This is a genomic window from Stenotrophomonas sp. YJH_SMC_43, assembly GCF_059372535.1.
On record NZ_JCAFVQ010000004.1, the window covers coordinates 282,743 to 300,151 of the forward strand.

General features: G+C 68.2%; 16 protein-coding genes. 5 read left to right on the plus strand and 11 right to left on the minus strand.

What is annotated here, in order from left to right:
• Nucleotides 1–82: 82 nt before the first annotated feature.
• On the plus strand, nt 83–1,075 hold the full coding sequence (locus tag AC5QAH_RS18300) for a patatin-like phospholipase family protein (RefSeq protein WP_019337382.1): 993 nt from the start codon (nt 83–85) through the stop codon (nt 1,073–1,075).
• A gap of 41 nt (nt 1,076–1,116) precedes the next feature.
• Here AC5QAH_RS18300 and AC5QAH_RS18305 read toward each other — a convergent pair whose 3' ends face one another.
• Together AC5QAH_RS18305 and AC5QAH_RS18310 are read right to left on the minus strand one after the other, a co-directional pair.
• Nucleotides 1,117–3,117: a hypothetical protein gene (locus AC5QAH_RS18305; RefSeq protein WP_495232489.1), complete on the minus strand. Its 2,001-nt coding sequence runs from the start codon at nt 3,115–3,117 to the stop codon at nt 1,117–1,119.
• An 85-nt stretch (nt 3,118–3,202) separates the two neighbouring features.
• Complete coding sequence (locus tag AC5QAH_RS18310; RefSeq protein ID WP_004153377.1) at nt 3,203–3,685, minus strand: Lrp/AsnC family transcriptional regulator; 483 nt, start codon at nt 3,683–3,685, stop codon at nt 3,203–3,205.
• A gap of 118 nt (nt 3,686–3,803) precedes the next feature.
• Here AC5QAH_RS18310 and phhA point away from each other — a divergent pair, with 118 nt between their 5' ends.
• Nucleotides 3,804–4,703, plus strand: coding sequence for a phenylalanine 4-monooxygenase (gene phhA, locus AC5QAH_RS18315; RefSeq protein ID WP_256202455.1), 900 nt, complete (start codon nt 3,804–3,806; stop codon nt 4,701–4,703).
• Nucleotides 4,672–5,064: a DMP19 family protein gene (locus AC5QAH_RS18320; RefSeq protein WP_019337385.1), complete on the plus strand. Its 393-nt coding sequence runs from the start codon at nt 4,672–4,674 to the stop codon at nt 5,062–5,064. Before phhA ends, AC5QAH_RS18320 begins: the two co-directional genes overlap by 32 nt.
• A gap of 55 nt (nt 5,065–5,119) precedes the next feature.
• Here AC5QAH_RS18320 and AC5QAH_RS18325 read toward each other — a convergent pair whose 3' ends face one another.
• The 9 genes from AC5QAH_RS18325 to AC5QAH_RS18365 form a co-directional block, all read right to left on the minus strand.
• On the minus strand, nt 5,120–6,220 hold the full coding sequence (locus AC5QAH_RS18325) for a GDSL-type esterase/lipase family protein (protein WP_019337386.1): 1,101 nt from the start codon (nt 6,218–6,220) through the stop codon (nt 5,120–5,122).
• Nucleotides 6,221–6,321: 101 nt separating this feature from the next.
• Complete coding sequence (gene kduD / locus AC5QAH_RS18330; protein ID WP_005421125.1) at nt 6,322–7,077, minus strand: 2-dehydro-3-deoxy-D-gluconate 5-dehydrogenase KduD; 756 nt, start codon at nt 7,075–7,077, stop codon at nt 6,322–6,324.
• 71 nt (nt 7,078–7,148) lie between these two features.
• Nucleotides 7,149–7,997, minus strand: coding sequence for a 5-dehydro-4-deoxy-D-glucuronate isomerase (kduI, locus tag AC5QAH_RS18335; RefSeq protein WP_019337387.1), 849 nt, complete (start codon nt 7,995–7,997; stop codon nt 7,149–7,151).
• Nucleotides 7,998–8,194: 197 nt separating this feature from the next.
• Nucleotides 8,195–9,253, minus strand: coding sequence for a LacI family DNA-binding transcriptional regulator (locus AC5QAH_RS18340; protein WP_019337388.1), 1,059 nt, complete (start codon nt 9,251–9,253; stop codon nt 8,195–8,197).
• A gap of 39 nt (nt 9,254–9,292) precedes the next feature.
• The gene (locus AC5QAH_RS18345) at nt 9,293–10,882 is read right to left on the minus strand and encodes a family 43 glycosylhydrolase (RefSeq protein ID WP_019337389.1); all 1,590 of its coding nucleotides are present in this window, start codon (nt 10,880–10,882) and stop codon (nt 9,293–9,295) included.
• Between the two features lie 17 nt (nt 10,883–10,899).
• The gene (locus AC5QAH_RS18350; RefSeq protein ID WP_005421133.1) at nt 10,900–12,183 is read right to left on the minus strand and encodes a TRAP transporter large permease; all 1,284 of its coding nucleotides are present in this window, start codon (nt 12,181–12,183) and stop codon (nt 10,900–10,902) included.
• Between the two features lie 3 nt (nt 12,184–12,186).
• Nucleotides 12,187–12,717 (minus strand): TRAP transporter small permease, encoded by a 531-nt coding sequence (locus AC5QAH_RS18355; protein ID WP_019658831.1) that lies wholly within the window; start codon nt 12,715–12,717, stop codon nt 12,187–12,189.
• 10 nt (nt 12,718–12,727) lie between these two features.
• The gene (locus AC5QAH_RS18360; RefSeq protein ID WP_019337391.1) at nt 12,728–13,729 is read right to left on the minus strand and encodes a TRAP transporter substrate-binding protein; all 1,002 of its coding nucleotides are present in this window, start codon (nt 13,727–13,729) and stop codon (nt 12,728–12,730) included.
• A 40-nt stretch (nt 13,730–13,769) separates the two neighbouring features.
• Nucleotides 13,770–14,597 carry a 2-keto-4-pentenoate hydratase gene (locus tag AC5QAH_RS18365; protein ID WP_019337392.1) on the minus strand — a complete coding sequence of 276 codons (828 nt, stop codon included), beginning with the start codon at nt 14,595–14,597 and terminating at the stop codon, nt 13,770–13,772.
• 174 nt (nt 14,598–14,771) lie between these two features.
• Between AC5QAH_RS18365 and AC5QAH_RS18370 the strand changes: the two genes are divergently transcribed.
• A complete protein-coding gene (locus AC5QAH_RS18370) occupies nt 14,772–15,746 on the plus strand; it encodes an alpha/beta hydrolase (protein ID WP_049453892.1) in 975 nt (324 codons plus the stop codon).
• Nucleotides 15,743–17,365, plus strand: coding sequence for a carboxylesterase/lipase family protein (locus tag AC5QAH_RS18375; protein ID WP_019337394.1), 1,623 nt, complete (start codon nt 15,743–15,745; stop codon nt 17,363–17,365). Before AC5QAH_RS18370 ends, AC5QAH_RS18375 begins: the two co-directional genes overlap by 4 nt.
• Nucleotides 17,366–17,409: the final 44 nt, after the last annotated feature.

Here is a 17,409-nt window from a genome sequence, read left to right on the forward strand (position 1 = left end):
CACTCCCCCACCCTGCCCGCCCCGCCACCGCTTCGGTATGCTGGCGCCCTTTCCTGAATCCGGCGCCGCGAGCGCACTGCTGATGAGCCTGTTCCGCCCCCGCATGCTGCTGTCCGTCGCCCTGATCGGCCTGCTGGCCGGCTGCGGCGGCGATCCGGTTCGCCCCACGCCGCCGCCGGCCCCCACCGTGGTGCCGCAGGCCAAGCCGGTGAAGATCGGTATCGCGCTCGGCGGTGGCGCGGCCAAGGGCTTCGCCCACATCGGCGTGATCAAGATGCTGGAGGCCAATGGCTTCGAACCGGCCGTGGTGTCCGGCACCAGTGCCGGCAGCGTGGTCGGCGCGCTGTATGCCAGCGGCATGGATGCCTTCCAGATGCAGAGCAAGGCAGTGGCGCTGGATGAAGCCAGCATCCGCGACGTGCGCCTGTTCTCCGGTGGCCTGGTGCAGGGCCAGAAGCTGCAGGACTACGTCAACGAGCAGGTCGCCAACCGCCCCGCCGAGCGCCTGAAGAAGCCGTTCGCCGCCGTCGCGACCCAGCTGGAAACAGGCGAGCGCGCGATCTTCGTGCGCGGCAACGTCGGCCAGGCGGTGCGCGCATCGAGCAGCATTCCCGGTGTGTTCGAGCCGGTGAAGATCGGCGGTCGCAACTACATTGATGGCGGTGTGGTCAGCCCGGTGCCGGTGGATGCCGCACGCCAGCTCGGCGCCGACTTCGTGATCGCCGTGGACATCTCCAGCAAGGCCAGCGGCAAGGCGCCGACTGACATGCTGGGCATCGTCAACCAGTCCATCTCGATCATGGGCCAGCGCCTGGGCGAGCAGGAACTGGCACGCGCCGACATCGTCATCCGCCCGAAGGTGCTGGACATCGGCGCCGCCGATTTCAGCCAGCGTGGCACCGCGATCCTGGAGGGCGAAAAGGCCGCAATGGCCGCGATGCCACAGATCCGCGCCAAGATCCAGCAGCTGCAGCGTGCACGCGCCGCGGCCGCCGCACCGGCACCTGTGGCCGCGCCGAAGTGCGAGGAAGCCTCGCGCCTGGGCAAGCTGATGGGCCGCAAGGACAAGTGCTGACCTGAGCCAGCGTGTCGCTGCCAGACAGCGGCGCGCGCGTTCTAGCGCGCAGGCCGGTAACCGCTGGCCTGCTGCCGCTCGTGCCTGCGCGCCTGACGGGCCTGCTCCTGCAGTGTCGCCGTGTGCTGCAGCTGTTCCATGCCATCGGCCGGCACATGCAGCTGGCGTCGCGCACGGGTGAGTGCCAGATAGACCGCGCGCACCGGGTTGTGCCAGATGCGCCCGCCCTGCCCCGCACTGAAGCAACCGGGTGACAGTGAGACCACGTCGAACTGCAGGTTCTTCGCGTGTTCGGCCAGGCACAGCGCCACCCGCCCTTCAGCAGGCGTGTCCTGGTCGTCGAGCGCCTGCAGCAGTGACTGCACCCGATCGGCAGACGCAAACAGTTCCACCAGCGCGCCCTGCCCTTCGTGGGCCTGCGTGGCCAGGAAGCGCTCCTGTGCCGGGTCCGAGGCGCTGTCGCGGCGCCGGCGCCACGCATCCAGCGGCCGCTGCAGCACGCTGCGCAGCGCGCGCAGCGATGCCGGATGCAGATAGGGCCGCAGCCCGAGCGCGTGCAGCTGCGCCGCATCCAGGGCCAGATCGGCGACGCTGCCATGGATGCGCAGGCCCTCGCTCGGCACCTGCGCCCAGTGGCGGTAATGCAGCACACCGGTGGCGCGGTCGGCGGCACCGACGAACGGCCCACTGTCCTGCCCCAGTCCGTCCAGTGCCAGGGTCTGGTTGACCAGGCCCTCGACCTGGTTGCCCTGGCGCACCGACTGGTGCATTTCCAGCACCTTCGACGCGGCCCAGCGCGGCACCGTACCGGTCAGGCACTGGTGCGGATCACCCAGGCTGACCACGCCAGGCGCATGGCCGGCCAGCAACTGCTTCCACGACGGGCTCAGGTCATGCGCCTCGTCCACCAGCAGCATGCCCATGTCCAGCGGCGGGGTAACGCTGCGCAGTGCCAGCCACTTGCCGATGTGCGCCGGGCTGAGGCTCAGCAGCGTGCCCCGCTGCAGGTCGGCGTCGAACATGCAGCGCCAGACGTGCTCGGCGGCCGCCATGTACGGCGACACGTCGAGCATCGCGGCGGGCACCGAACGGTGGAAATGCTGGAACGCCAAGCCCGGTGCCGACGACGCGCACCAACGGTTGATGGCCTCGAACGCAGTCAGCAGCACCTGCTCCGGGCTGCGCCCACCGATGCCCTGCAGGCCGATGCGGCCGGCAATCTCGCGCGGCGTGCGGGTGCTGCGCCGGTAGCTGGCAACGAAGCCCCCGGTGTGGCCGCTGCGCGCGGCATGCTGCGCCACGCGGTTGGCGAACTCGATCTGGGTCAGCAGGCGCACCGCGGTGCTGGCCGGCACGCGGCTGCGGAAGGCTTCCACCTGCCCACGCGAGGGCGCCACGTAGGTGTAGCGGCCGGGCCGCGCCTCCATCAGCGCCAGCACCAGGTGGCCCTTGCCGGTGCCGGCATAGCCATCGAGGTCGATCAGCTCATCGGGGTTGGCGGCGATGGCGCGCAGCACGCGGGCCTGCTCGGAGGTGTACAGGCCATGGTGTTCGACCGCACGCGCGTCGCTGGCAACTGCCTCGTCCTGGTCGTCGTCCTCATCGTCGCTGGCGAAGGCGGGCGGGAAGCGGATCTCGTGTTCGGCCAGGGTTTCCTGGCAGGCCTGCTGCAGGGCCAGGCCGGGGTACTCGCTGGGCGACTGCACGATGAAGTCCTGCAGGATCTCCGCCGGTGCCAGCAGCACGCCATGGGCGGCCAGCGCGGCCAGCCAGGCATCGAGTTCCGGCTGGCCACCGCCGCCGGCGCCGGCAAGCTGCGCGGCCGCGCCGTCATGGCTGGCGAACAGCGCGCAGGCTTCGTGCAGCAGGCGCTCGATTTCCGCTGGTGTGTGCAGGCGCGCGCGGCACAGCTGCGCAGCCATCAACCCGGCCTGTTCCAGCGCGGTCTGCGGCGGCGTGCCATGGGCGATGAAGCGCGCCAGCGACTTGCGCTGCAGCGGCAGGAAGGTGGTGGTAAGCACCGGGTGCTGGAGTTCGGACATGCGTGGAACCGGAAAGGTACGCTGCGGCGGGCGCAGGGCGGTGATGCTCAGCTACCCGCCCGGCTGCGTCAAATCGCGGCGGCGCTTATTCCAGCTGTGAAAGCGGCAATGCCTGGAATCCCTTGACCGTGCGCAGCACGAAGCTGGAATTGGCATCGGCCACGCCACCGGCATTGAGCAGCCGGTCCAGCAGGAAGTGCGAGAAGTGCTCCAGGTCGCGCACGTAGACGTGCAGCAGATAGTCCATGTCGCCGGTCAGTGCATGGCAGGCCACCACTTCATCCCAGCCCTGCACGCTGTCCACGAAGTGGCCGATCGCGGCCTGGTCGTGCTTTTCCAGCTGCACGCGCACGAAGGCCTGCAGGCCCAGCCGCAGCTGCCGTGGCTCCAGCCGCGCGCCATAGCCGACGATCACGCCCTCGCTTTCCAGCCGCTGCAGGCGGCGCAGGCAGGCCGAGGGTGAGAGGTTCACCCGCGTCGCCAGCTCGGCGTTGGTGGCGCGCCCATCCCGCTGGATTTCAGCCAGCAGGCGTATATCCGTGCGATCGAACTGGACTTCTCCGGCCATTGTTGCCCCGCAACATGGTGAGTACGCAAGGATATTGCGCCAACAAGGCCAATCGGCGCAACTTTTGCAACCCTGTTGCGCGCACCCTGCCCTAGCATCGTGGGTATCCCATCCAGGAGTGCCCATGGACCTCGCCCAGCCCCGCCGCGTCGAACACCAGCAGACCGACAAGGGCTACGTGCCGGTGTACACCACCGCGCTCGTCGAGCAGCCGTGGGACACCTACAGCGCCGACGACCACGCCACCTGGAGCACGCTGTACCAGCGCCAGCGCGAGCTGCTGGTCGGCCGTGCCTGCCAGGAATTCCTGGACGCGCAGGACGAGATGGGCATGAACGCGCACATGATTCCGCGCTTCGACCAGCTCAACGAAGTGCTGGGCGCGGCCACCGGCTGGACCCTGGTCGGCGTCGAAGGCCTGCTGCCGGAACTGGATTTCTTCGACCACCTGGCCAACCGCCGCTTTCCCGTGACCTGGTGGATCCGTCGCCCGGACCAGATCGACTACATCGCCGAGCCGGACCTGTTCCACGACCTGTTCGGCCACGTGCCGCTGCTGATGAACCCGGTGTTCGCCGACTACATGGAGGCCTATGGCCGTGGCGGCGTCAAAGCCCACGCGATCGGCCCGGACGCGCTGCAGAACCTCACCCGCCTGTACTGGTACACGGTGGAGTTCGGCCTGATCGACACGCCCGACGGCCTGCGCATCTACGGTGCCGGCATCGTGTCGTCCAAGGGCGAGTCGCTGTACTCGCTGGAATCGGCCGCACCCAACCGCATCGGTTTCGACCTGCAGCGGATCATGCGAACGAAGTACCGCATCGACACCTTCCAGAAGACCTACTTCGTCATCGACAGCTTTGAACAGCTGATGCAGGCGACGTCGCCGGACTTCACCCCAATCTACGCGGCACTGGCCGACCAGGCGCACCTGCCTGCCGGTGACGTGCAGGCTGACGATCACGTGTTCCAGGCCGGCACGGGTGAAGGCTGGGCGGACGGCGGCGACGTGTGATGCGCTGTCCGACGAAGACCAGCAGCTGGTGGCGCTGTGGCGCATGGAGGCCGACATCAACAACGGCGGCTTCATGCAGTTCCTGTGCAACTGGGGCGACCCGACCTGCCAGCTGGCGTTACGTGCGCTGCAGGCGATGGGCGCGGCGAAGACCCACGCGATCCTGGCCGGCATGCGCGGGCTGGTCGACCGGCTGGAAGATGACCCGGCGGTCAAGCAACTGACCGACCTGTACGGCGCGATGACCGAACAGGAGCAGGAGGCGCTGCACGCCTTCGACGAAGCCTATTTCGAGCGACCGGAAGACCTGGCCAGGTTGGGGCTGAAGCACTTCGGCCCGGAGCCTGTCGAACGACGATGACCATGCACGCCGGCGCTGTTCTGTAAAGCCGAGCCCATGCTCGGCTACGTTTCAATCAGCGCGGGTACACCAGCAGCACCACCAGATCCTCCTCACCCACCTGCTGCAGCGCATGGTGGCTGCCCTTGCGGGTCAGCAGCGCGTGCCCGGCGTGCACGTCGTACTGCCTGCCATCCAGCACATAACTGCCCTGCCCACTGACGATGTAATAGATCTCGTCCTTGTGCTGCGGATGCAGGCCGATGCCCGCGCCTTTGTGCAGCACACGCTTGCGCAGCACGAACGGCAGCCCTTCGGCATCGGCGAAGAACGGATACGCCGTGGTCGGGCCGGCACCGCCGTGCGGGCCTGCTTGCGTGCGCACAACACTGTCTTCGTGCACCACCTGCGAGGGCAGGGCTGGGTCGCTACCCTGCCCTTCCGCCACCACGTCGCAGTCGATATCCCGCACCAGCGCCGGCTGCAGCGCGGGTAGCAGCGGCACCGCCTCGCGCAATACCAGGCAGGCCACCGCATGTGCGCCGGCCACGCTGAAATGGGTGCCGTCGGCCTTGTTCTGTTCGGGCACGAACAGGAAGTAGGGTCGCGCGCCCTCCTCACCCAGCGCGCGGACCCAGCGCATGCTGCGGTCATTCAGATCAATCAGCGCAATCTGCTCGCGCGCGGCCAACGCCTTCATCGACTGCGTGTAGCGGCCATGCGTATCCAGCAGTGAACCGAAGTCGTACAGCAGCCGCGCCACCGGCGTGACCAGCACCGGCGTGGCGCCCTTTGCGCGGGCCACCTGTACGTAACGCATCAGCAGGCGTGGGTAGTCGCTGTCCGGATCGGTGTAGCGCGTGCGGTCTTCGAACTTCGCATCGTTGTGGCCGAACTGGATCAGCAGCACGTCGCCTTGGCGCAGCTCGGCGGCGATGGCCTCCAGGCGCCCTTCCTCGATGAAACTGCGCGTGCTGCGCCCGCCCTTGGCGTGGTTGTGCACCTCCAAGCGCGCCGGGTCCAGGTAGCTCTGCAGCGCCTGGCCCCAGCCGGCCTGCGGCGCGCGCTCGGGGCCGTATGCGGCCGCAGTGGAGTCACCGGCAATGAAGACCCGCACGGGCGCCGCCTGCGCGGTGGTGCACGACAGCAGCAACAACAAAGGCAACAGGGTGCGCATGTCCGGTCTCCGGTAGTGCCGGCCGCTGCCCGGCAACCTCATGAACGGCGGAAGCATTGCCAGGACGCCGGCCAGCGGCCGGCACTACCGCGGATCACGCGTCAGCGCGCCAGCCAGCCACCATCGACCGGCAGCACGGCGCCGTTGATGTAATCCGACGCCGACGAGGCCAGGAACACCGCCGCACCGGCCAGGTCATCCGGCGTGCCCCAGCGACCGGCCGGGATGCGCTCCAGGATCGCCTTGTTGCGCGCTTCGTCGGCGCGCAGCTGGGCGGTGTTGTCGGTCGCCATGTAGCCCGGGGCGATGGCATTGATGTTGATGCCCTTGCCCGCCCACTCGTTGGCCAGCAGCCGGGTGATGCCGGCGATGCCGCTCTTGCTGGCGGTGTACGACGGCACGCGGATACCGCCCTGGAAGGACAGCATCGAAGCGATGTTGATGATCTTGCCGTGGCCCTGTTCGATGAAGTGGCGGCCGGCGGCCTGCGAAATGAAGAACGCGGACTTGAGATTGACGTTCATCACGTCGTCCCAGTCCTGCTCGCTGAAGTCCACCGCATCGGCGCGGCGGATCAGGCCGGCGTTGTTGACCAGGATGTCCAACCCGCCCAGGCCTTCGATGGTCTCGCGGACCACGCGCGCCACCGGCTCGATGCTGATCAGGTTGGCTTCGATGGCCAGGCAGCGGCGGCCCAGCGCGGTGATCTTTTCGATGGTATCGGTGGGCGGGGCGATGCCGGCCACGGCGACGTCGGCACCAGCGGCGGCCAGTGCCACGGCGATGCCCTGGCCCAGACCGGTATTGCCACCGGTTACCAGAGCGACCTTGCCTTCCAGGCTGAAGGGATTAGCCATTGCGTATGCGTTCCTTGATAGAGACGAGCGGTGTCGACGGCCGGCACACGGTGCGCGGCGGCCAGGCGGGCTTACTTGAGCTGGCAGATGTCCAGCACGTGCATGTCGGTGTAGTCCAGGTTCTCGCCACCCATCGCCCAGATGAAGGCGTAGTTGCTGGTGCCGGCGCCCATGTGGATCGACCACGGCGGCGACACTACCGCTTCGTTGTTCTGGATCACGATGTGACGCTGCGCGGCCGGCTCGCCCATGAAGTGGTAGACGCGGTCGCTGTCACCCAGGTCGAAGTAGAAGTAGACCTCGCTGCGACGGTCGTGCAGGTGCGGCGGCATGGTGTTCCACACGCTGCCCGGCTTGAGCACGGTCAGGCCCAGCAGCAGCTGCGAGGACTGGCAGGTGGCCGGCACGATGTACTGGTAGATGGTGCGCTCGTTGCTGGTTTCCAGCGCGCCGCGGTCCAGTGCAACGGCGTCCTTGATGGACAGCTGCCTGGTTTCGAAGCGGGCATGGGCCGGGGTCGAGGCCAGATAGAACTGGGCGGGGTTGGCGGCGTCCTGCGAGGCGAACACGACCTCCTTGCTGCCCATGGCCACGTACAGACCGTCCTTCGGACCCAGCGTGTAGCCGGTGCCATCCACGGTGACCGTACCAGTGCCGCTGCCGACGTTGATCACGCCCAGTTCCCGGCGCTCCAGGAACGGGTGGCCTGCGGCCGAAGCGGGTTCGGTCTGGGTCGGCAGCGCAAGCGGTGCGTCCACCGGGGCGGCGCCACCAATCACGAAGCGCTCGTAGTGGGTGTACTTGAGGGTCACCGCACCGGCGTTGAACAGGCCATCGAGCAGGTACAGGTCACGCAGCTGGTCGTTGCTGGCACCGTGGATGGCATCGGGATGGGTGGCGTAATGGGTCTTGCTGTACATGGCGTCTCCAGAGCGGGGGGCGGGCCGACGGGTCGGCCCCGGCGCGGTTCACGGTCGATTCTAGCCAGACAGGAAACCGGTGTCATTTTGCGTCGCACGATGCCGGGATGGCCCGGGCAGGGCGCGGTGGATCGGGTGGATGGGGCAGGGGCGTGTCACGACCAGAGGTCGTGACCTGCAGGATTGATCCTTGGGGATCAATCCTCCGGCGGCTGGCAGGAATCGCGGACGATCAGGTGCGGCCGCACGCTGGCAATGGGCAGCGCGGCCTGGCCTTCGGGCTGGATCAGCATCGCCGCGGCGGTGCGTCCGGTATCGCGCGTGTGCCGGCGCACCGAGGTCAGCGAGGGCCACAGGCGCGAGGCAAGCGGGCTGTCGTCATAGCCGACAATGGACAGCTGGCGCGGAATGTTGATGCCCGCGCGCAGCGCCACCTTGTAGATACCGGCGGCCATTTCATCGTTGCCGGTGAAGATGGCGGTCGGGCGGCGCTTGCCCAGCAGCAGTTTCTCGGCAGCGGCGACACCGGATTCGAAGGTGTAGCCGGCCTCGATGATGCGGTCCTTCGGCAGCTCGATACCGCGTTGCGACAGTGCGTCGATGAAGCCGGCGGTACGTTCATGGGCCGAACGGTAGGCGCTGGGACCGGTCACCAGGGCAATGTCACGGTGGCCGAGCGAGAGCAGGTAGTCGGCGGCTTCGGCCGCACCATCGCGGTCATGGGTAACCACCATCTGCGAGCTTTCGTCCAGCGGCAGCGCTGCCACGCGGGTAAACCGGCAGCCGATCTCATCGAGCATGTCCGCCAGCGCCTGGTCTTCCGAGGCACGCGGCACTAGGATGACGCCGTGCAGCTTCTGCTGCTGCACGAAGCGACGCACGCCTTCGATGTAGCCGGGGCTGCGGCTGTCACAGGGATGCACCACCAGCTCGAAACTGGATCCACGCAATGCATCCAGCGCGCCGTACTGCATGTCCACGATGTACTGCGCGGTGGGGTTGTCGTAGACCATGCCGATCAGGAAGGAGCGGCGGAACGCCAGCCCGCGGGCCAGTGGATCGGGCGTGTAGCCCACTTCACGCATCAACGCTTCCACCTTGTCGCGCGTGTCCTTGCGCACCAGTGGCGAGTTGTTGATGATTCTTGAAACCGTTTTCTTGGATACACCCGACAGTCGCGCGATGTCGTTGATGGTGGCTGCCTTGCCCTTCGCCAATGCCGGCGTAGCGGCATCGTTCTTGTTGCGCACTGACATGTTTTGAACCCGGTAAGTCTGGGGATTCCGGCTCCGCGCTCAGTCCAGCGCGCGGTAGCGGAAGTTGCGGAAGGTTACCGCACCGTCGCCGGCCGCATACAGCGCCGGCTTCAACGCCAGGAACCTGCCCGCGACATTGTGATGGTAACCGGACACTTCCATCTGAACCGGATACTTCTGCCAAGTGTGCCCGTCGGTGCTGGAGTGGAAGGTGACGATGTGGCGGTTGTTGGTCACCCGCAACCACAGCCGGCCGCCGCGGCCCGGGGCCGGTCGGGCAGGGCGCTCCTCGCCGTAGCGATGCATGATGAACGACTCGCCGTTGCTGCCCACGCCCGCGTACAGCCGGTCGCTGTAGAACAGCAGCGCGCCGCCCACGGCACCGGGGGCGATCTCCATCTCCACCTCGAACTGATAGGCCCGGTCGCCGGCGATGGTGGTCAGCGGCGAGGCGTCGCGCGGCGTGCTGCCCTTGCCCTGCAGGACAAGGCCGTTGCCACTGAAACCCAGCCGGCGGTACTCATCCTGCGCCGGGTTGAAGAACGCCCACTGCGGGCCAAGCGTGCTGCCGCGGAAATCATCCGACAGCGCCATGCCATGCGGCGACAGCGCCTGTCCGGCCGGCTTGCGCAGTGGCTGACCAAGGTCTCCGCCCGTGGCCCGGAACCAGCCGTCAGCGGTCCATTCGATCGGTTCGAGCAGGGCCTGCCGACCCAGCGTCCAGAAGCCGTTCTCGTACCCGTGGTACATCATCCACCAGCGTCCATCGGTCCCTTCGATCACCGTCGCGTGGCCGCGTGACCACCAGGGCTCGGCCGCCGACTGCGTGCGCGTGATCGGGTTGTTGGGCGCGTTCTCCCATGGTCCGTGGATCGAACGCGAGCGCGCGGTGATCACCATGTGCCCGGTCGGCGGACCGGCGGTGCCGCCCACTGCCGTGGTCATGTAGTACCAGCCGTCGCGGACGTGGATCTTCGGGCCTTCCTGCGCGTAGGCCTCAACGTCCCAGTCCTGCGGGTAGCGCCAGCCGTCATAGACGTGTTTCGGCGTGCCGACCACGCTCAACCCGTCGTCGGCCAGCTGCACGTAATCACCGCCACTGAGGAACAGGTAGCGCTTGCCGTCTTCACCCACTGCATGGCCGGGATCGATGTAGCCACCCAGGCCGATGTCGATCGGCGCGCTCCACGGGCCCTTGATGTCATCGGCCCAGACCACGAAGTTGCTGCGGCGCTCGCCGGTGCGGGCCGGGAAGTAGATGAAGTAGCGCCCCCGATGCTTGACGATGTCCGGCGCCCAGATCGCCCCCACGTTGCGGGTGACCGCATGTCCCAGCGGCTGCCAGTTCACCAGGTCGCGCGAGTGCCAGATCGGGAGCCCGGGGTAGGCGTCGAACGACGACAGCGTGAGGTAGTAATCGTCCCCGTCCTTGAGCACCGAGGGATCCGGATGGTCACCGGCCAGCACCGGATTGAGGAACGTGCCATCGCCCCGGTCCGCCTGGCGCTGGTGTTCCAGCCCCCGCGCCCACTGCGCCGGGGCGCGCGCGGGCTCCGCCGCGGGTGCAGGCCGTGCCGGCAGCAACAGCACGAGCAGAGTGATGGTGGCGGCGATACACAGTGCACGCATGGCAGTCTCCTTGTGGCTCAGCCGCGCAGCGCGGCGGGCAGCCACAACGACAGTGAGGGGAAGAAGGCCACGACCAGCAGCACGGCGAGCGCGGCGAACCAGAACGGCCAGATCGTGCGCATGCTCTGGCCCACGCTGATCTTGCCGATGGCCGTGCCGATGAACAGCACCGAGCCCACCGGGGGCGTGACCAGACCCAGGCCACCGGTGAGCACCAGCACCAGGCCGAAGTGGATCGGATCGATGCCGTAGGCGCGGGCCACCGGCAGGAAGATCGGCGTGCAGATCAGGATCATCGGCGCCAGGTCCATGAAGGTGCCCAGCAGCAGCAGCATCACCACGATCATCAGCAGCACCATGAACTGGCTGTGCGCGAACGACTGCAGGAACTCGACGGCGGCCGCGGGCACCTGCAGGTAGGCCAGCAGCCAGCCAAACACGGCGGCGGTGGCGATCACGAACAGGATCACGCCCGTGCTGCGCGCCGCGTGGATGACGGTGTCGAAGAACTCGCGCCAGCGCAGTTGCCGGTACAGCACGGTGGTCACCAGCAAGGCGTAGACCACGGCGATGGCTGCGCTTTCCACTGCGGTGAAGATGCCGGCACGGATACCGATGAAGATCAGCGCGACCAGGCCCAGGCCGGGCAGGGCGGAGACGATGCGCAGGGCCACGGCGCGCCAGCCGGGAAAGACCTCCACGCCATAGCCGCGGCGGCGCGCCACCGCATAGCCGGTGACCATCAGCGCCAACGTCATCAGCAGCGCGGGGACAATGCCGGCGGCGAACAGATCGGCGATGGACAGGCCCCCACCGGCAGCGGCCGAGAACAGGATCAGGTTGTGCGACGGCGGCACCAGCAGCGCCACCAGCGCGGCGGTGATGCTGACGTTGACGGCGAAATCGCGGTCGTAGCCGCGCTTGACCATCTGCGGGATCATCGTGCCGCCGACCGCCGAAACGTCGGCAATGGCCGAGCCGGACACGCCGCCGAAGAACAGCGAGGACAGGATCGAGACCTGGCCGAGGCCACCGCGCAAGCGCCCCACCAGCGACGAGGCCAAGGCGATCAGGCGCTCGGAGATGCCGCCGCGCATCATGATCTCGCCCGCGAAGATGAACAACGGAATGGCGATCAGCGAGGCCGAGCCGGTACCGGCCGAGATCTGCTGCACCAGCACGATGCTGGGGATATCCAGGTAGAGCAGGGTGGCCAGCGCGGCAGCGGCCAGCGCGTAGGCCACCGGCACGCCGAGCAGCAGCAGCACGGCAAACACGGAGAACAGGATGGTGATACCCATGGATCAACGATCTCCTTCAGCGTCTTCGGCGCCGGTGGCGCGGGCCTGCAGCGCGTTCCACGCACGGTTCAGCGCGAACAGCAGCATCAGCCCGCCGCCCACCGCCAGTGGCAGGTAGTTGATGCTCTGCGGCAGATCGGCGCCGGCGGTCTTGATGTCCAGGCCGTCGAGCAGCAGATCACCCGACCAGAAGGCGATGAAGCCTCCCAGCACCGCCACCACCAGCTGCACCAGCACGTCCACCGCACGGCGCAGGCCGGGGCCCAGGTAGGCATGCAGCAGGAAGAAGCCGAAGTGGCGGTTGGTGTGCACACCGCAGGCGGCACCCAGGCTCATCGCCGTGGCCAGCAGCAGCAGCGTGACCGGCTCAGTCCAGCTGGGCGAATCGTTGATCACGTAGCGCGCGAACACCTGCCAGCCCTGCACCACCACCAGCCCCAGCAGGGCAGCAACGGCGCCGTAGATGGCGATGTCGGCGATGCGGTCCAGCAGGCGCTGGCCAGGCCCGGTGGCGGGCGTCGTCGTCTCGATCATGGCAGTGTCCTCAGGCGGCGCGGATGCGGTCGACCAGCGCGGCGATCTCCGGCTGCTGCAGGTACTGCTGCAGCAGCGGCTGGGCGGCGGTGCGGAAGGCGGGCATGTCCACCTCGTTGGCTTTCACCCCATAGGCCAGCACGGCGCGGCGTGCGGCGTCCTCCGACGCATCCCACTGCTCGCGCATCACCTTCACCGACGCGCGCGCGATCTGCAGCAGCAGCTGGCGGTCGTCAGGCGACAGGCGTTCGAAACTGGCACGCGACATCAGCAACACATCCGGCGCGTACGAATGGTCGCTCTGCGACCAGTAGTGCGCCGCTTCGAAGTGGCGGCTGGAATGGAAGCTGCGCATGTTGTTCTCGGCGCCGTCGATCATGTGGGTTTCCATCCCGGAGAACGTGTCGCCCAGCGACATCGGCGTCGGGTTGGCGCCGAGCAGGCGCATCAGCTGGATGAAGATGTCCGATGAGGCGACGCGCAGCTTCAGGCCGTGCAGGTCCTTGGGCGAAACGATGGGGTGCTTGGTGTTGTAGAAGCAGCGTGCACCGGAATCGTAGATCGCCAGGCCGACCAGGCCGCGGCCCTGGAAGCCGCGCAGCACGGCTTCGGCCACGCCGTCATCCAACGCGGCACGCTGGTGCGCCACCGACGTGAACACGTAGGGCAGGCACAGCGCCTGGGTCAGCGGAAAGGCATTGTTCAGCGCACCGGCATACACGCGGGTGATATCGATGGCACCGAAGCGCGCCATGTCGATCGCCTCGGATTCGCGGCCCAGCTGGCCGGAGTGGTACTGGCGCAGGCGCAGGCGACCGTTGGTTTCGCGCTGCAGCGTTTCGCCGATCCACTTCACCGCGGTGACGGTAGGGTAGTCGGCCACATGCACGTCGGTGGCGGTCAACAGCGCGCCACCGGCCATATCGCCGCCCGGCCCGCGGCCACAGGCGGCGAGCATCGGGGTGGCCAGGGCAGCAGCGCCCCCGGCCAGGAAGTTACGTCGTGTGATCATCTGCGCCCTCCCGCGCGTGTTCACCAGGGCAGCCCCGCGGTCATCCCGCGGGCACGGCCCGGCAGGCAATGTCACCGAAGCCGGCAAAGCGCACCAGCGCCGTTTGTCCTGCCTCGATATCGTGGATGCCGGTGGCATTGCCGGTGGCGATCAGGTCGCCCTTGCGCAGCGGCCGGCCACGCAGGGCCGAACGGGACAGCGCAAAGGCATAGGCCGCGCGCAGGCCACCGGGCAGGCGGGTGGCGCCACCGGTGCCGACCACCTCACCTTCGATCAGTGTCTCGGCACGCAGCGAGTTTTCGTCGCGTGCGGTCCAGTCGACGATCTCCGGGCCCAGCACCAGGCCGTTGTTGTTGCCAAAGTCGGACACCACCACGCGCGGACCAAGTTCGTTGATGGTGGCCAGCGGGCTGCTGGCCACTTCCACGCCGATATAGAGGCGCGCAGGCAGCGCTTCGGCCTGTTCCGGGGACCAGTCCAGCTGTCCGGCCGGCGCGTCCTCCAACAGCTCCAGCACGTACTCTGCTTCGACTGCGCCGAAGCCCCCGACGAAGACCGGGATGTCGGTTGTTCCACCGGTATCATTCCAGAGCTGACGTTTGAAGATCGGCCCCAGCAGGCGCTCATCGCCGGAGCCGTCGCGGCGCTCGGCAGCGATGTAACCCACCTTCCAGCCGACCACTGTATCGCTCCACAGGCCAATGGCCTGGTCCTGCACGTGGTAGGCAGCCACCAGATCGACGGGGATCTCTCCGGGGAACGCGGGCAGGGCCTTGCCTGCGCGGCGTGCATCGGTGAAGGCGCGGGCGATGGCGGCTGCACCGTCCGGCGCCGGCCTCTGCCCCTGTGTGCCGTGTTCGTTGCTCAAGAACGGTCTCCCTCTGCGTTGTTGCACTGCCCATCGACAGCGTCTGCAGGAGGTGTATATGGTAAACCGGTGTCATCACGCAAGCCGCAGCGCATCACACCCGCTTCCGGGGCGCCTGCGGCACGCTGCCCACCCTTCGCTGGAGCCCGGTCCGCCATGCGTCTGCCCCCTCTTGTGCTGTTCCTGTGCGTTCTGTTGACGCTTGCCCCGGCACGTGCCAGCGACGTCCCGCTGCGCGACGGCCAGCGGCTTGCCGGGGAGGTGGCGGGCGAACGCCTGCCGCTGTGGCCGGACGGCCAGGTACCTGGCCAGAGCGCTCCGGCGCGGAAGGCGCGGGTGGTTGAGCGCAGCCCCGATCCGGCCCATCCGGACCGGTTCGTGGACGGGATCGATGCGCCATACATGATCGTGCACGCGCCGCCACGTCCGAACGGGCAGGCGGTGCTGGTCATTCCGGGCGGCGGCTACCAGCGGGTGGTAATCGACAAGGAGGGCAGCGCGCTGGTGCCGGACTGGGTGCAGCGGGCAGGCTTCACCCTGTTCGTGCTTCGCTACCGCCTGCCGCAGCCGGGCAGGGACCGCCAGGCGGCGCTGGCCGATGCCCAGCGTGCGCTGCGGGTCGTGCGCGACCAGGCCGCGCGCCGCGGCCTGGAGGCGGACAATGTGGCGGTCATGGGCTTTTCCGCCGGCGGCCACGTGGCTGCGCGGCTGGCCACCGGCTTCGATGCGCCGGTCTATCCCGCACGCGATGCGATCGATCAGCTGAGCGCGCGCCCGGCACGGGCGGTGCTGGTCTACCCGGTCATCGACATGGGCGCGCATGCGCACAGTGGTTCGCGCGGGCGATTGCTGGGCGAGCGCCCTGACCCCGCATTGGCGACGCAGTACTCGGTGCAGGAGCACGTGCATGCGGACATGCCGCCGACGATGCTGATCCATGCCAACGACGATCGCGTGGTCAGCGTGCACAACAGCGAGGTGATGGCGCAGGCGCTGGCCAGGGCGGGTGTCGAGCACGAACTGCATGTGTTCGCCCATGGCGGCCACGGCTTCGGCATGCGCCTGCAGCCCGGCTCCACCCTGTCGCAGTGGCCAGCGCTGGCGCAGGCATGGCTGACAGCAGGAAAGGATGCGGAGGGCAGCCGATGACGAGAGCACCCGACGATCTGCAGCGCCGCCGTTTCCTGCGCGACAGCGCGCGCTGGGCGCTGGCCACGGCCACGCTGGTGGCACTGCCGGCAGCCGCGATGCCCGGTGCACGCGACGAACGCCTGCCGATCGTCCGCGTGCGCGGGGGGCGCCTGCGCGGCCAGCATGAACAAGGCGTGCTGGTATTCCGCGGCGTGCGCTACGGCGCCGATACCGGCACCCATCGCTTCCAGCCACCACGCCGGGAAGCGGCATGGAACGGGATCGCCGATGCACTGGACTATGGCGCGGCCGCACCGCAGGGCGGCGCGGAAGGCCCCGGCAGCGAAGACTGCCTGTTCCTCAACGTCTGGACCCCCGCACTGGGGGATGGCGGCCGCCGCCCGGTGCTGGTCTACATACACGGGGGTGGGTTCAACAACGGCTCCGGCAGCGATCCGCTGTACGACGGCAGTGCGCTGTGCCGCCGCGGCGATGTGGTGGTGGTGACCCTCAATCATCGGCTGAACACCTTCGGTTACCTGTACCTGGGCGCACTTGGCGACGCACGCTACGCCGCGTCGGGGAATGTCGGCCAGCTCGACCTGGTACAGGCGCTGCAGTGGGTGCGCGAGCACGCGGCGATCTTCGGCGGTGACGCTGGAAACATCACCGTGTTCGGCCAGTCCGGGGGCGGCGCCAAGATCGCCACGCTGATGGCGATGCCGGCGGCACGCGGCCTGTTCCAGCGCGCGTGGACGATGAGCGGGCAGCAGGTCACCGCGGCCGGCCCGCGTGCCGCCGCGCAGCGCGCTGCCATCGCAATGGAGGCAGTGGGTGCAAAGGACCTGTCTGCCCTGCTGCGGCTCCCGGCCACGGATCTGCTTGCAGCCACCCGTGCCCGCGATCCATCGCGGGTGGAAAGCACGTCGCTGTACTTCGGGCCGGTACTGGACGAAGTCTCCCTCCCGGTGCATCCGTTCTGGCCGCAGGCGCCGCGGCAGTCGGCCAGCATTCCGATGGTCATCGGCAATACGCGCGACGAGACCCGTGCCTTCCTCGGCAACGATCCGGCCAACTTCACCTTGACCTGGGAGACGCTGCCGGCACAGCTGCAACGCCAGCAGTTCGTGGATCTGCTGCCGCAGACGGTGATCGCCGAGTACCGGCGCCTGTACCCGCATTACACGCCTTCGGAGGTGTTCTTCGCGGCCACTACCGCAGGACGTTCCTGGCGCGGCGCAGTGGAGGAGCTGGAAGCGCGTGCGCGCCAGCCCAGCGGGGCCGCGCCCACCTGGGCCTACCAGCTGGACTGGGGCTCACCGGTGGAGCAAGGCCGGCTGCGCGCCTTCCACACGCTCGACATCCCGCTGGTGTTCGACAACGCCGGCCTGCCCGGCGCACGCACCGGTGGCGGCGCGGACGCGCATACGCTGGCGGCGACAATGAGCGACGCACTGATCGCCTTCGCGCGCAACGGCGACCCCAATCATCGCGGAATGCCGCAATGGCCCCCCTACGCGCTGCCCCGGCGGCAGACCATGCTGTTTGATCGCCAGAGCGGCGTGGTGGACGATCCTCGTGCCGGCGAACGTGCGCTGTACGCGAAAGTACCGTTCGTGCAGCGCGGCACGCAGTGATGACACCGCGGTGCAAACATTCTGTTAACCCCTCTCGGCTAGAG

What these genes read in the sequence shown, in the direction of transcription:
- AC5QAH_RS18300 (WP_019337382.1), top strand. Translation starts at nt 83, where the DNA reads ATGAGCCTGTTCCGCCCCCGCATGCTGCTGTCCGTCGCCCTGATCGGC.
- AC5QAH_RS18305 (WP_495232489.1), bottom strand. Translation starts at nt 3,117, where the DNA reads ATGTCCGAACTCCAGCACCCGGTGCTTACCACCACCTTCCTGCCGCTG.
- AC5QAH_RS18310 (WP_004153377.1), bottom strand. Translation starts at nt 3,685, where the DNA reads ATGGCCGGAGAAGTCCAGTTCGATCGCACGGATATACGCCTGCTGGCT.
- AC5QAH_RS18325 (WP_019337386.1), bottom strand. Translation starts at nt 6,220, where the DNA reads ATGCGCACCCTGTTGCCTTTGTTGTTGCTGCTGTCGTGCACCACCGCG.
- kduD (WP_005421125.1), bottom strand. Translation starts at nt 7,077, where the DNA reads ATGGCTAATCCCTTCAGCCTGGAAGGCAAGGTCGCTCTGGTAACCGGT.
- kduI (WP_019337387.1), bottom strand. Translation starts at nt 7,997, where the DNA reads ATGTACAGCAAGACCCATTACGCCACCCATCCCGATGCCATCCACGGT.
- AC5QAH_RS18340 (WP_019337388.1), bottom strand. Translation starts at nt 9,253, where the DNA reads ATGTCAGTGCGCAACAAGAACGATGCCGCTACGCCGGCATTGGCGAAG.
- AC5QAH_RS18345 (WP_019337389.1), bottom strand. Translation starts at nt 10,882, where the DNA reads ATGCGTGCACTGTGTATCGCCGCCACCATCACTCTGCTCGTGCTGTTG.
- AC5QAH_RS18350 (WP_005421133.1), bottom strand. Translation starts at nt 12,183, where the DNA reads ATGGGTATCACCATCCTGTTCTCCGTGTTTGCCGTGCTGCTGCTGCTC.
- AC5QAH_RS18355 (WP_019658831.1), bottom strand. Translation starts at nt 12,717, where the DNA reads ATGATCGAGACGACGACGCCCGCCACCGGGCCTGGCCAGCGCCTGCTG.
- AC5QAH_RS18360 (WP_019337391.1), bottom strand. Translation starts at nt 13,729, where the DNA reads ATGATCACACGACGTAACTTCCTGGCCGGGGGCGCTGCTGCCCTGGCC.
- AC5QAH_RS18375 (WP_019337394.1), top strand. Translation starts at nt 15,743, where the DNA reads ATGACGAGAGCACCCGACGATCTGCAGCGCCGCCGTTTCCTGCGCGAC.